This window comes from Flavobacterium sp. RHBU_24 (genome assembly GCF_046613695.1).
Lineage (GTDB): Bacteria > Bacteroidota > Bacteroidia > Flavobacteriales > Flavobacteriaceae > Flavobacterium.
On record NZ_JBKJHD010000003.1, the window covers coordinates 196614 to 209165 of the forward strand.

Consider the following 12552-nt stretch of genomic DNA (forward strand, 5'->3'; position numbering starts at 1 on the left):
TTTACCGTAAAAATAGCGAATTTTTACGTTGGCAAAACATAAAAAAGCATCGTTTGGCGAAAGCCGCTATCTATCAAAAAGTTAAATAAAACTGGCACAATAAATTTAAATTTTAAGTGTTAAACCTATTTAAAAAGGATTGTTAAAAATAGTCACTTAGCTATATTTGCGTTTCGACCCGGACATAACATACATGAAATTTCTACGATATACACCCTATATACTGTTGCTTTCGCTTGGCGCGTGTAAAGAAAAGGCTAAAGATTTAGCCGCCACAAATGCCCCGGAAGTTAAAGACACCGTACTGCACATAACGCCATTTGACACCAAATTTGACAAGCTTTCTGCCCGATATAAAAGTCATAAAAAAGGTGTGGTACAAAAATATTATAATAAAATATGGCCCAAAAACGACCTTAGCGGCGGTATGCTGATTGCTAAAAATGGCCAGATAATTTTTGAGCATTACGGTGGCTTTGCCAATAGCCGCGAGAAGATTAAGATTACTGCCGATACCCCCCTGCACCTGGCATCGGTAAGTAAAGTGCTTACCGCGGCTGTCATCTTAAAACTGGTAGACCTCGGTAAACTGGAGCTTGACCAAAAAGTGAGCACCATACTGCCGGAATTTCCCTATGAGGATATTACCATAAAAATGCTGCTTAACCACCGTAGCGGGCTGCCTAATTATGCCTATTTTAGTGACGACCGCACGATATGGGACCGCAGCATGATGACCAACCAGGATGTGCTGAACTTGCTGGCTGTACATAAATTTGAGCTGTATTTTAAACCCGATAAAAAGTTTGGCTACTGTAATACCAATTATACCATGCTGGCGCTTGTAATAGAAAAGCTTACGGGCAAAAATTACCGCCAGGCGATGAAGGATATTATTTTTGATCCGCTGGGTATGAAAAACACTTATGTTTTTGATATTGATAAAAACAGGGAAACGGCATCGTTATCCTATAAAGGTAATGGTGTGCTATATGGCTATGATTTCCTTGATAATATCTATGGCGATAAGAACATCTACTCTACCCCGCGCGATATGCTTAAGTTTGACCTGGCTACCTATTCTAAAAAATTTCTCGACCCTAAGCTGGTGAAACAGGTGTTCCAGGGTTATAGCTATGAGCATAAAGGTGAACGAAATTACGGCCTGGGCATCCGCATGCACGAATGGGAAACCGGCGAAAAGCTGTTTTACCACAACGGCTGGTGGCACGGCAATACCACATCATACGTTACGCTTAAAAAGGATACGGTAACCATGATTGCCCTTAGTAATAAATTCTCTTATAAGCCCTATAAGATTTGGAAACTGTCTACCGAGTTTGGACAATATCCTATAAAACAGGACGAAAACGACGAAGAATAAAACCCATTACAATTAATAAGCAAGTAGCTCACGCAACGCGCTCTCAAAGCGCCCTTTCCCTAAATACTGGTCTTCCAATGCTTTGGTAAACGGGATGGCACTCTCCAGGCTGCCAATGCGTTTCACAGGGCCGTCTAAATACTCAAAACACTGCTCCATAATCATGGCCGAAATATCGCTGGCGATGCCGCCGAAGAGTGTGTCTTCCTGAAGTATTATCGCCTTCCCTGTCTTTTTAACTGAGGCAAAAATAGCTTCGTTATCAAGGGGTTGCAGCGTGCGGAGGTCGAGCAGGTCGGCTTTGATACCAGGGTTTTTGTCCAGTGTTTCAAGTGCCCAGTGCACACCTGCACCAAAGGAAATGATTGTTACATCCTCCCCTTCCCTGAGCAGGCTCGCTTTACCAAATGGCAGCGTATAATAATCTGTCGGCACCTCTTGGTAACTGCTGCGGTACAGGGCTTTATGCTCAAAGAACATTACCGGGTTAGGGTCGTTTATGGCCGTCGCCAATAGGCCTTTAGCATCATACGGAAACGCCGGGTACACCACCTTGAGCCCGGGTGTTTTGGTAAACCACGCTTCGTTGGTCTGGCTGTGGAACGGCCCCGCCTGCACCCCTGCCCCGCACGGCATACGCACCACCACATCAGCATTTTCCTGCCAGCGGTAGTGCACTTTAGCGAGGTAATTCACGATTGGGTTAAATCCAGTGGACACAAAATCAGCGAATTGCATTTCAATTACCGCCTTATAGCCGTTAATTGAAAGTCCCATCCCGGCCGATACTATGGCCGACTCACAGATGGGGGTGTTGCGTACCCTGTCCTTACCGAACTTCGCCACAAAACCATCGGTTATTTTAAAGGCGCCGCCGTATTCGGCAATGTCCTGCCCCATGATTACCAGGTTATTGTGTCGCTCCATACTTTGGGCAAGCCCCTGTGAAATGGCATCGATAAAGCGTATATTTTCGGTAGCCGAATTTGGTTCTATATTTTCAAACTCATACGGCTTATATACGTCATTTAATTCATCAGTTTCTGACGCTTCAATATTTGGCTCAGCCGAGGCACGCTGGTAGTTTTCATCTATTTCGGCCTTTAATTCAGCACGGAACATATCGTCAGTTTCGTCGGTCAGAATCCCTTCATTTTTCAGGTAATTGTGGTAATTTTCAACCGGGTCTTTTAATGCCCAGGCATCCATCAGCTCCTGCGGCACATACTTGGTACCGCTCGCCTCCTCATGCCCGCGCATCCTGAAGGTCTTGAATTCCAGCAAGATGGGACGCGGGTTCTCACGCATTGAGGCCACTATAGTTTCTAACTTTGTATATACCTCAAGTATGTTGTTGCCATCTATAATATGGGCTTCCATGCCGTAGCCTATACCCTTGTCGGCCAGGTTAGTACAGCGGTATTGCTCGTTGGTGGGCGTACTGAGTCCGTAGCCGTTGTTCTCGATAATGAACAGCACGGGCAGCTCCCAAACGGCGGCAACGTTAAGCGCCTCATGGAAATCGCCCTCGCTGGTAGCACCCTCACCGGTGAACACGGCAGTGACTTTTCCGTTCTGTTTCAGGGTGTTAGCCAGGGCAATGCCGTCGGCGACGCCAAGCTGCGGGCCAAGGTGCGATATCATCCCGATGATCTTAAATTCCTGTGTACCAAAGTGAAACGAGCGGTCACGGCCCTTAGTAAAGCCGTTTGCCTTGCCCTGCCACTGGCTAAAAAGCCGGTACAGCGGTATGTTACGCCCGGTAAACACGCCCAGGTTGCGGTGCATGGGCAGGATGTACTCATCGGGTTGCAGCACGGCGGTAACCCCCACCGAAATGGCCTCCTGCCCTATGCCGCTAAACCATTTGCTCACCTTGCCCTGGCGGATAAGGATGAGCATCTTCTCCTCTATGAGGCGCGGTTTTAGTAATTTTTTATATAAATCAAGTAATTGTTCGTTACTTAGTTGTTTTCTATCGAAATTCATCGGTTTTTTTGAATTATCTGTAGTGTTCAAAAGTAAGAAAATAACAGAATGCCACTATAACGTTATGAAAATTTATTTTTGAGTCAGTAAAAAACTCTAAAGATTACAGATATATCTTACAATATTTATATTCCACAGTGTTCCACTTTGTGTAATAAAAATACAAAAACCACCTGTTTTTACCCCAAATTCGTATTTTTACAAAATCATAAACATATGGTAATCAAATGTATAAATAAATTTTAAATTCACAATCAGATTATCCTCCACTTTTACCTTCACAGTGTTACACTTTGGTGTAGAGCATTGTGCAATATCCCGTTCGGCAACAATCAACGTTTTTACGAATAGATATTTTGGGATTTTACTGAACAAACGCCTTCAGTACTTTAGGTGGATAAGCGTTGTAATTTTGTGGCGGTGGTTAAGGGGTAGGAAAATTTATTTTGTAAGGGATTTTTGTAAGGAAAAATTTTGTAGGTTAGTCTAAAATTAATTATAATCAATAGTAATGAATTTAGGCAATATCATAAAGAGATTTTATGTATATAAAAGAGACATTAAAAATGTTTGGGAAGAATATAATCTAATAAATTACAGTCTGTTAGAAGTAAAAAATCTTCAAAAAAATAAAAGTTTTACTGAGCCATTTGAGCGAGAATTACTGTTGGCTAGTGATAAATATCCGTACAAGGATTATGACATACATTTGTTTATTGATAGGTTAACTAAGCAAAAAATGCCTCAAAAATCCTTAACTGAAGCTATTGCGGTAACAGAGACATATTTACAAGATTTAATTGCTTTTGTATATCAAGATTATCCGTTAAAAGTTACTCATCAAAATCCAGATAGTCCGCAATCACAATTAAAATTAACACACTTGATTGTAAGTTCTAATAGTCGAGAAGAAATTATTGATAAGTTAATTGAGGAAAAAATACGGGGAATTTTTTATGGCAATCCTGTTGATTTTTTTCTTAAAGATAAAGCACAAATTGGTTTTGGTATCGCTTTCCAAAACTATGTTACTGCTATCGATCTTTATACTGAAATTGTTGCAAGAAGAAATATAATAATACATAATGATAATAAAGTTGACTCTAAATACATTAGAGAGGTGAAAAATTGTGCTTTGACCATTGGCCAACAACCCTTAAGTGACAAAGAATATGTAAAGAAAACTGTAATCATTTTGCGTAGTTTAGCTGCAATATCAACTAAATTGGTAATTAATAATATCTACACGCACTCCATATCTGGAAAGCGAATAGACAAAATGGCGGAAACAGGTATTAAATACTTCAATAGTTTATAAAGTGCACCCCCCCCCCGCTAGCGCGAGCCTCTGGCTCGCGCCCATAGCGATATTTATTTCATATCCAACAAGAAACAAACCTGACTAACCTTCCCCATGAAATTCATTCGACCCAAAGTAATCGGTACACTTAGCATCAAGACCATGATGGCGGGTAATCTTGCTGTGATTAACGATGTTACAAGTTCACCAAACAAGATTATTATTGAGTGTCGCTCTACGGAACACGGTGAAGAAATTATAAAGGCAATAAAAGAAGCTAAAGAGGGAGAACTGCTTTATTTCTAATAAAACCAAAATTTCATACTTTAGCCAAAAAACAAACCCCATGCCCCACGCCCTAATCCACACCGCCTACGCCGCTTTTAATGCCCGCGATATAGATTCTGCCCTTACCACCATGCGCCCCGATGTGCGCTGGCCAAAAGCCTTTGAAGGCGACTTTGTAACCGGCCATGACGAAATACGCGCCTACTGGACCCGCCAGTGGAGCGAAATCAATCCCAAAGTTGATCCTGTAACCATTACCACCCTGCCCGACGGCCGCCTGGAGGTTGCGGTGCACCAGGTAGTAAAAGATTTATCGGGCACTGTGCTGTTTGATGGTACGGTCACCCATATTTATACCCTTACCGATGGGCTGATACAGGCGATGGAGATTGGGGGTTAAACGTTGTATAGTTTGTTACACAGAGTCTCACAGAGGTTGCACAGAGGCGCACAGAGTGTTTAAAAATTCTGCAATGCCCCATGTTCTCCTACCTAAGGTTTTAAAATTCCTTCTCCGTGAATCTCTGTGAAACCTCCGTGAATCTCTGTGCTATAACCCTAAAAAAAACTATCTTTGCGCCCTTAAAACACACCTATGACAACAGAACAACAGCTGCAGCAACGCAGCGGCAACCAGTGCGAACTATGTGGTGCAACCGCTAACCTTTCGGCTTACGAAGTACCGCCCGCGCAAAATTTGGGTGCCGACGGTTTTATTTATATCGATGGCAAATGCCTGGCGCAGATAGACAAGAAAGAAGAACCGGACGCGGCCTATTGGCAAAACATACTGCCTAACAGCATGTGGAGCGAGGTGCCTGCCGTACAGGTGGTTTCGTGGCGGATACTGAACCGTTTCCGTGAGGAAGGCTGGGCCGCCGACGCGCTGGATATGATGTACCTTGACGATGAACTTTTAGACTATGCCAAGCTTACCGGCGACCATACGGCTGATGCGGGCGTACAATTCCACAAAGACAGCAACGGCAACATACTGCAGCAGGGCGATACCGTTACCCTTATAAAAGACCTTGACGTTAAGGGCTCTACGCTTAACGCAAAGGTGGGTACGGCCGTGCGCAACATCCGCCTGGTGCACGACAATACCGAACAGATAGAGGGCAAAATAGACGGCCAGTTGATTGTGATACTTACAAAGTACGTAAAAAAGCAGTAGGTTTGATAGACACTAATTTCACAAATTTGCACTATTAATTCGTGTAAATTTGTGAAATTAATGTATATGATTACACGCTAAACTCTTTCTTAACTGTATCGGGGTCGTCGCTCAGGTAAAGTTTGCCCTTATCATTTCCGGTAATAACCAGCACTTCGTAGTAATGGTCGGGCAGGCCGGCTTCGTAGGCTTTTTTCCAGCTACCTTTGCCCAGTACCGCGGTTTGCTCGCCGGGCTCTAAAACGCCTTCGTGGTACCGTATCTTTTTATTGAAACCCAAATACGTTTCGCTGTCGTGGCCATGCTTTTTCAGGTAGGTTTTAAGATTTTCGGTTGGGTCGTTCATAAATCCCGAAGCATACTTTTTATCCTCAACTATATAGCTTTTAATGTCGTTGGCTTTAATTATGGCGCATTTATCGCCATCGCGGAGTACAAATGTGCCGGATACCTCCTCCTCTATCAGGGTTTTCCAGTGGCCGCTTTTCCCGCTCGATATATGCTGTTGCACATGTATGTAATAGTGCGCGCAATTCCGGCCAGATAGCGGTGCAATAAGCGGTTCACCTACACATTCTACCGTACCTATAATCCTGGCCGTTTCGCCACTGCGAAATTGCCGCAGGCTTTTATGGGGCGCTTTCTTAAGGTTGCGCTTTACAACAGCTTTTTTACTAAAAAAATAGGCTCCCATTAAAATAGTTGCAACAACTATGGCGAAAATAATCTCCGGGGCATACTTCATAATCTGTTTTGGTTGGATTTTTATTGTGCAATATACTAATCTGCAACATGGTATTTATGGTTGTTGATAACTTACACTTTCGTAAATAAAATTTTATCTTAGCTTTGTAAACACAAGGCTTTAAGCGTTGTAAAGTTATTAACATTAAACCCTTCTTATGCAAAACATTCCCAGTGTGGATCTGCGTGATTTCCTTTCGGGCGACCCGGAACGCAAGCAAAAATTTGTAAATGAAATCGGTAAGGCTTATGAAGAAATAGGCTTTGTGGCATTAAAAGGGCACTTTCTTGACGATCGCCTTGTAGACGATTTGTATAGCGAAGTGCGCAACTTTTTTAACCTGCCGCTTGAAGTTAAGGAACAGTATGAAATTCCCGGTATTGGCGGCCAGCGCGGCTATGTATCGTTTGGCAAAGAACACGCCAAGGGACGTAAAGAAGGCGACCTTAAAGAGTTTTGGCACTTTGGCCAATACCTTTCCGAAGGTTCCACCCGCACTGGCGAATACCCGGATAATGTGGCCGTAAAAGAACTCCCTAAATTTAACGAAGTAGGCAAAGAAGCTTACCAGATGCTGGAGAAAACGGGTATTTACGTACTGCGTGCGCTGGCATTATATTTAGGCCTTGATGAATTTTATTTTGATAACTATGTGCAGGAAGGCAACAGCATCCTGCGCCCCATACACTACCCTCCTATAACCCACGAACCGGATAACGCGGTGCGTGCCGCAGCCCATGGCGACATCAACCTGATTACGCTGCTTATGGGCGCACAGGGCAAAGGCCTGCAGGTGCAAAACCACAACGGCGAATGGATAGACGCCATAGCCCAGCCCGACGAACTGGTAATAAACGTGGGCGATATGCTGAGCCGACATACTAACAATAAACTTAAAAGTACTATACACCAGGTGGTAAACCCGCCCAGGGAGCTGTGGGGCACATCGCGCTACTCTATCCCGTTTTTTATGCACCCGGTAAGCGAAATGAAGCTGGACTGCCTTGAAAACTGTATTGATGCCGATCACCCTAAATTGTATGAAGACATTACCGCCGGTGAGTTCCTGTATGAAAGGCTTGTGGATTTGGGGTTGATTAAGAAGTAAGCAACACTGATGACACAGATTTTACTGATTTACACTAATTTTAATAATGTATCATTTTCAAGAATTAACCGGCGAAGTTATAAAGACATTCTATGACGTATATAATGAACTTGGCTATGGTTTTCTTGAAAAAGTATATCAGAATGCCTTATGTATTGAATTGACACAAAGAGGATTTAAAGTAGAGGCACAAAAGAAGATAAGAGTTTATTATAAAGGCCAAGAAGTCGGATTTTATATTGCCGACCTTATTATTAATGATATCCTTATTTTAGAATTAAAAGCATGTGAATGCTTAACAGATGATTGTGAGTATCAATTACTAAATTATTTGAAGGCTACTGATTGTGAAATTGGTTTAATACTTAATTTTGGCAAAAAACCTGAAATCAGGAGAAAGATATTTCATAACCATCAAAAGAAATGACAGTAGAAGAATCTGTGTAAATCAGTAAAATCTGTGTCATCAGTGTTCCAAAATATGGCAAAAAAAATAAACAGTCTCGACGCCCTCGGTGGATTTGTATTTTCCACCAATAAAGACTTCGAGCTACACAACAACGAAGAGCAGCAGGAAACCCCTTCCCCATCGCAACAGAAACTGGAAGCCCACCTGGATAAGAAAAACCGTGGTGGCAAAGTAGCTACGGTTATAAAAGGTTTTGTGGGTAATGACGAAGACCTGAAAGCGTTGTCCAAACAGCTTAAAACGCTTTGCGGCGTGGGCGGTTCGGCTAAGGATAATGAGATAATCATTCAGGGAAATTTCAGGGATAAAATAATGGACTTCCTTGTAAAAGAAGGCTATAAAGTAAAACGCGTGGGCGGATAATTATGGGCATACAACAATCTGAATTAATATTAAACCCTGACGGCAGCGTATACCACCTGAACCTGAAGCCTGATAATATTGCACACGATATTATTTTTGTGGGCGACCAGGACCGTGTATCTAAAATTACCGCGCATTTTGACAGTATCGAATTCAGCACCCAAAAGCGTGAATTTAAAACCGAAACCGGCGTGTACAAGGGCAAACGCCTCACGGTGCTGTCCACCGGCATTGGCCCGGATAATATTGATATCGTACTAAACGAGCTCGACGCCCTGGTTAATATCGACCTTGAAACCCGCCTGCCAAAACAGCAATTAACTTCACTAAACATTATCCGCATCGGCACGTCGGGCTCGCTGCATGCTGATATACCGGTGGATAGCATAGTGATGTCGGCTTACGGGCTCGGCCTTGACAACATGCTGCGGTCGTATGTTTTAAACGAAGTAACAGATACCGCTATCGAAGATGCATTCATCGCCCAGACCAATTGGGATGCCCGTAAAGGCCGCCCGTATGCCATAAAATGCAGCGATGCATTAGCTAAACTTATTGACTCGCCAGAAATACACAAAGGTATTACAGCCACAGCCGGAGGTTTTTACGGCCCGCAGGGGCGCGTGCTGAGGCTTGCCTTACAGGACGCGGAACTGAACCACAAAATGGATAGCTTTAACCACAACGGTAACCGCATTACCAACCTCGAAATGGAAACTGCCGCTATTTACGGCCTTTCGGCGCTACTGGGGCATAACGCATTGTCTATGAATGCTATTATTGCAAACCGTGCCACGGGTACATTTAGCTCCGACCCTTATGCAGCAGTTAATAAGCTGATTACCTACGTGCTGGATAAATTAATTACGAATTAGAAATTACAAATTTGGGCATTCGCCTAAACCTTTTGACTTTCGACATTTGACCTTAGACTAACATGTCTTTTTGGGGAATTTTTATCGTTAAAATACATATTTAGGTAGTAAATTTGTTTGTAACAGTTTATTAAAACCTTGCTGATAAATGAAACAACTAAATATAGCCGGTGTACCGGAACATTTTAACCTTCCGTGGCATACCGCCATAGAAAACGGCGACTTTGTAAAAGCCGGAATCGACCTGAAATGGACCGATGTACCCGAAGGAACCGGCAAGCTCTGCCAGATGCTGCGAAATGGCGAAACCGACATTGCCGTAATACTTACCGAAGGCATTGTAAAAGATATTATAGCCGGAAACCCCTCTAAAATAGTACAGATATATGTACAGTCGCCACTGATATGGGGTATACACGTAGCAGCAAAATCTCCCTTTCAAACCGTTGGCGACCTTGAAAATAAAATCACCGCCATAAGCCGGTACGGATCGGGTTCGCACCTTATGGCCTTTGTAAATGCCCAAAACGAGGGCTGGGATACGGCTAACCTGCGCTTTGAGATTGTAAATACGCTTGACGGCGCCATCAGGAGCCTTACCGAAGGAACATCTGACTACTTTATGTGGGAGCGTTTTATGACCAAGCCTATAGTGGATAAGGGCATCTTTCGCCGTGTGGGCGACTGCCCCACTCCCTGGCCCAGTTTTGTAATCGCAGTGCGCAACGACGTGTTAGTACATGACAGGGAAATAATTGAAAAAATGCTTGAAGTAATTAACGCTACTACCTTAAATTTCAAGCAAATTCAGGGCATAGAAAACATACTGGCCAAACGTTACGGGCAAAAAGTGGATGATATTAGCGAATGGCTAAAATTAACCCGCTGGTCGCAAACGAAACCCGATAAAATTACGTTTGACAAGATACAGGATCAATTACTGAACCTGTCGATAATCAACAATACAATACCGTTTGAAAGCCTTACGCCATAAGCGCGTATATTTAAGGTAATGAAACTACCCACCCGTGCTCAGATAAAAGTGATAAGAGAAAGGCTTCAGGTAAAGAAGCCCTGGGATTCTGTTATCATTTTTGTACTGAATATGCTGGTTACCATCCCCGCGTTTATTTTGCTTCACCAAAGCCTTATCGACCCGGAATGGCCACTGCACATCGACCGTGTTTTGATATTCATAACTATGGTCGCAGCGGTACAGCTGGTGCTGCATTACCTTAAAAAAATACTCATGGTGTGTATTGCGCTCTATCTTATCGTGCTGATGTTTGGGTCGGTTTTTGGCAACTATGGCTTTCGGTCGGTTTATGAAGATTATGAGGCCATGGTATATACTATGGCTTACGACCCTAACCCGCAAAATGTTATCATTTCAAAACTACTCCCTTTTCCTAACAAAGGAAAAATTATTGATGCCGTAGATTATAATAACCCGCGTGTGCGCAATTATGCCGTAGGTGCCGCCACGGGATATTTTAAAGATATAAAGGGGTTTCACAAGCAACGCTTAATGATACAATGCTTCTCGGTTTTTAAGGATATACGAAATAAGTGGACTTATGTAAACGACCCGCGTAATGCAGAATATATTGCAAGCGCAGATGAGTCGCTGCTTCATTTTGCCGGCGATTGCGACGACCATGCCATACTTATGGCAGCCTGTATACGCGCGGTGGGCGGTACGCCCCGCATCATACATACCGGTGGGCACCTGTACCCCGAAATGCTGGTGGGTACCAAAGCCGACCTTGAGGTGGCCAACCTCCTGATTAAAGAGCATTTATTTCCTGAAGAAAGCCGTGGCCGCGAGGTGCATTACCATATAGACGAATACGGGCAGGTATGGCTCAACCTTGATTATACTGCCACGTATCCCGGTGGGCCGTTTATGAGCGAGGAGATACTGGGGCAGTTGACTTTTAATTGATTTTGGAACACTGATGACACAGATTTAACTGATCAACACTGATTAAATTGAATCTTGTATTGAACATCAAAAAATCTGTAAAAATCTCTTTAATCAGTGTCATCTGTGTTCCCCTTTACCATTCAATAACCCTCTTCCCTTTACCCTCCAAAAAAGCATTCGTTTTACTAAAATGCTTGTTGCCAAACCAATGCCCCTTATTAGCGCTAAGCGGCGAGGGGTGCCCGCTTTCTAAAACCAAATGGTTGGCACGGTTTACACGCGCACCTTTCTTTTTGGCCGAACCGCCCCACAGCAGGAAAACCACATCTTTTTTTTCATCAGAAATTTTCTGGATAACCGCATCGGTAAAATGCTCCCACCCTTTCCCCTGGTGGCTGTTGGCTTCGCTTTGGCGCACGGTAAGCACCGCGTTAAGCAACAACACACCCTGGTTTGCCCAGCGTTCAAGGTTGCCTGTTGGCGGAAAGGGTTTACCTAAATCGGTTTGTATCTCCCTAAAAATATTGACCAACGATGGCGGCATGGGTATGGTATCATTAACGGAAAAGCAAAGGCCATTTGCCTGCCCGGGACCGTGGTAAGGGTCCTGCCCTAAAATTACTACCTCTACTTTATCAAAAGGGCAATGGTCAAAGGCAGAAAATATCTGCTTGCCGGGCGGGTAGCAAACATTGTTTTTATATTCTTCTTTTACAAATTGTATAAGGTGCTCAAAATAAGGTTTTTCAAATTCGGAAGAAAGCGCCGCTTTCCAGGATGGGTGTATGTTTACGTCCATTTTATGCTGTTTGTAACGCAAATATAAGCATCTGGCTAAATTGTATTTTATAAAGCAATGGTAAAGTTAACTGACAATTATGCAGGCTTGCGCAATATGTAGTATTTTTGCATGAAAATTGCTTTAGC

14 protein-coding genes are annotated in these 12552 nt (G+C 43.3%); 11 read left to right on the forward strand and 3 right to left on the reverse strand.

Annotation, left to right across the window (positions count from 1 at the left end):
- The first annotated feature begins 193 nt into the window (after positions 1-193).
- On the forward strand, positions 194-1384 hold the full coding sequence (locus tag ACLI09_RS05365; protein ID WP_411418570.1) for a serine hydrolase domain-containing protein: 1191 nt from the start codon (positions 194-196) through the stop codon (positions 1382-1384).
- Positions 1385-1396: 12 nt separating this feature from the next.
- On the opposite strand, the gene ACLI09_RS05370 is transcribed toward ACLI09_RS05365, so the two are convergent.
- Complete coding sequence (locus tag ACLI09_RS05370; protein ID WP_411418571.1) at positions 1397-3373, reverse strand: thiamine pyrophosphate-dependent enzyme; 1977 nt, start codon at positions 3371-3373, stop codon at positions 1397-1399.
- Positions 3374-3884: 511 nt separating this feature from the next.
- Between ACLI09_RS05370 and ACLI09_RS05375 the strand changes: the two genes are divergently transcribed.
- The 4 genes from ACLI09_RS05375 to ACLI09_RS05390 all read left to right on the forward strand — a co-directional run bounded on the left by ACLI09_RS05375 (position 3885) and on the right by ACLI09_RS05390 (position 6138).
- Complete coding sequence (locus tag ACLI09_RS05375; protein WP_411418572.1) at positions 3885-4691, forward strand: hypothetical protein; 807 nt, start codon at positions 3885-3887, stop codon at positions 4689-4691.
- A gap of 96 nt (positions 4692-4787) precedes the next feature.
- Positions 4788-4979 carry a hypothetical protein gene (locus tag ACLI09_RS05380; RefSeq protein ID WP_411418573.1) on the forward strand — a complete coding sequence of 64 codons (192 nt, stop codon included), beginning with the start codon at positions 4788-4790 and terminating at the stop codon, positions 4977-4979.
- A gap of 40 nt (positions 4980-5019) precedes the next feature.
- Positions 5020-5361: a nuclear transport factor 2 family protein gene (locus tag ACLI09_RS05385; RefSeq protein WP_411418574.1), complete on the forward strand. Its 342-nt coding sequence runs from the start codon at positions 5020-5022 to the stop codon at positions 5359-5361.
- Between the two features lie 195 nt (positions 5362-5556).
- Positions 5557-6138, forward strand: a complete 582-nt coding sequence (locus ACLI09_RS05390) for a PhnA domain-containing protein (RefSeq protein ID WP_411418575.1) — start codon at positions 5557-5559, stop codon at positions 6136-6138.
- Positions 6139-6208: 70 nt separating this feature from the next.
- Here ACLI09_RS05390 and ACLI09_RS05395 read toward each other — a convergent pair whose 3' ends face one another.
- Positions 6209-6883: a hypothetical protein gene (locus tag ACLI09_RS05395; protein ID WP_411418576.1), complete on the reverse strand. Its 675-nt coding sequence runs from the start codon at positions 6881-6883 to the stop codon at positions 6209-6211.
- A 157-nt stretch (positions 6884-7040) separates the two neighbouring features.
- Here ACLI09_RS05395 and ACLI09_RS05400 point away from each other — a divergent pair, with 157 nt between their 5' ends.
- The 6 genes from ACLI09_RS05400 to ACLI09_RS05425 all read left to right on the forward strand — a co-directional run bounded on the left by ACLI09_RS05400 (position 7041) and on the right by ACLI09_RS05425 (position 11643).
- Complete coding sequence (locus ACLI09_RS05400) at positions 7041-7991, forward strand: isopenicillin N synthase family dioxygenase (RefSeq protein ID WP_411418577.1); 951 nt, start codon at positions 7041-7043, stop codon at positions 7989-7991.
- A 46-nt stretch (positions 7992-8037) separates the two neighbouring features.
- Entirely contained in the window at positions 8038-8418 is a 381-nt protein-coding gene (locus tag ACLI09_RS05405; RefSeq protein ID WP_411418578.1) for a GxxExxY protein, read from the forward strand.
- A gap of 54 nt (positions 8419-8472) precedes the next feature.
- The gene (locus ACLI09_RS05410; protein ID WP_411418579.1) at positions 8473-8823 is read left to right on the forward strand and encodes a translation initiation factor; all 351 of its coding nucleotides are present in this window, start codon (positions 8473-8475) and stop codon (positions 8821-8823) included.
- 2 nt (positions 8824-8825) lie between these two features.
- A complete protein-coding gene (locus tag ACLI09_RS05415; protein ID WP_411418580.1) occupies positions 8826-9698 on the forward strand; it encodes a nucleoside phosphorylase in 873 nt (290 codons plus the stop codon).
- A gap of 148 nt (positions 9699-9846) precedes the next feature.
- A complete protein-coding gene (locus tag ACLI09_RS05420) occupies positions 9847-10692 on the forward strand; it encodes a substrate-binding domain-containing protein (protein WP_411418581.1) in 846 nt (281 codons plus the stop codon).
- A gap of 18 nt (positions 10693-10710) precedes the next feature.
- Positions 10711-11643 (forward strand): transglutaminase, encoded by a 933-nt coding sequence (locus tag ACLI09_RS05425; protein ID WP_411418582.1) that lies wholly within the window; start codon positions 10711-10713, stop codon positions 11641-11643.
- 115 nt (positions 11644-11758) lie between these two features.
- Here the strand turns inward: ACLI09_RS05425 and ACLI09_RS05430 are convergent, their stop codons facing one another.
- Positions 11759-12424, reverse strand: a complete 666-nt coding sequence (locus tag ACLI09_RS05430; RefSeq protein ID WP_411418583.1) for a uracil-DNA glycosylase — start codon at positions 12422-12424, stop codon at positions 11759-11761.
- Between the last annotated feature and the right edge of the window lie 128 nt (positions 12425-12552).

Excerpts from the sequence above, each read along its gene's own strand:
- ACLI09_RS05370 (WP_411418571.1), bottom strand. The coding sequence starts at position 3,373 with ATGAATTTCGATAGAAAACAACTAAGTAACGAACAATTACTTGATTTA.
- ACLI09_RS05405 (WP_411418578.1), top strand. The coding sequence starts at position 8,038 with ATGTATCATTTTCAAGAATTAACCGGCGAAGTTATAAAGACATTCTAT.
- ACLI09_RS05390 (WP_411418575.1), top strand. The coding sequence starts at position 5,557 with ATGACAACAGAACAACAGCTGCAGCAACGCAGCGGCAACCAGTGCGAA.
- ACLI09_RS05375 (WP_411418572.1), top strand. The coding sequence starts at position 3,885 with ATGAATTTAGGCAATATCATAAAGAGATTTTATGTATATAAAAGAGAC.
- ACLI09_RS05385 (WP_411418574.1), top strand. The coding sequence starts at position 5,020 with ATGCCCCACGCCCTAATCCACACCGCCTACGCCGCTTTTAATGCCCGC.
- ACLI09_RS05425 (WP_411418582.1), top strand. The coding sequence starts at position 10,711 with ATGAAACTACCCACCCGTGCTCAGATAAAAGTGATAAGAGAAAGGCTT.
- ACLI09_RS05365 (WP_411418570.1), top strand. The coding sequence starts at position 194 with ATGAAATTTCTACGATATACACCCTATATACTGTTGCTTTCGCTTGGC.
- ACLI09_RS05410 (WP_411418579.1), top strand. The coding sequence starts at position 8,473 with ATGGCAAAAAAAATAAACAGTCTCGACGCCCTCGGTGGATTTGTATTT.
- ACLI09_RS05395 (WP_411418576.1), bottom strand. The coding sequence starts at position 6,883 with ATGAAGTATGCCCCGGAGATTATTTTCGCCATAGTTGTTGCAACTATT.
- ACLI09_RS05400 (WP_411418577.1), top strand. The coding sequence starts at position 7,041 with ATGCAAAACATTCCCAGTGTGGATCTGCGTGATTTCCTTTCGGGCGAC.
- ACLI09_RS05380 (WP_411418573.1), top strand. The coding sequence starts at position 4,788 with ATGAAATTCATTCGACCCAAAGTAATCGGTACACTTAGCATCAAGACC.
- ACLI09_RS05430 (WP_411418583.1), bottom strand. The coding sequence starts at position 12,424 with ATGGACGTAAACATACACCCATCCTGGAAAGCGGCGCTTTCTTCCGAA.
- ACLI09_RS05415 (WP_411418580.1), top strand. The coding sequence starts at position 8,826 with ATGGGCATACAACAATCTGAATTAATATTAAACCCTGACGGCAGCGTA.
- ACLI09_RS05420 (WP_411418581.1), top strand. The coding sequence starts at position 9,847 with ATGAAACAACTAAATATAGCCGGTGTACCGGAACATTTTAACCTTCCG.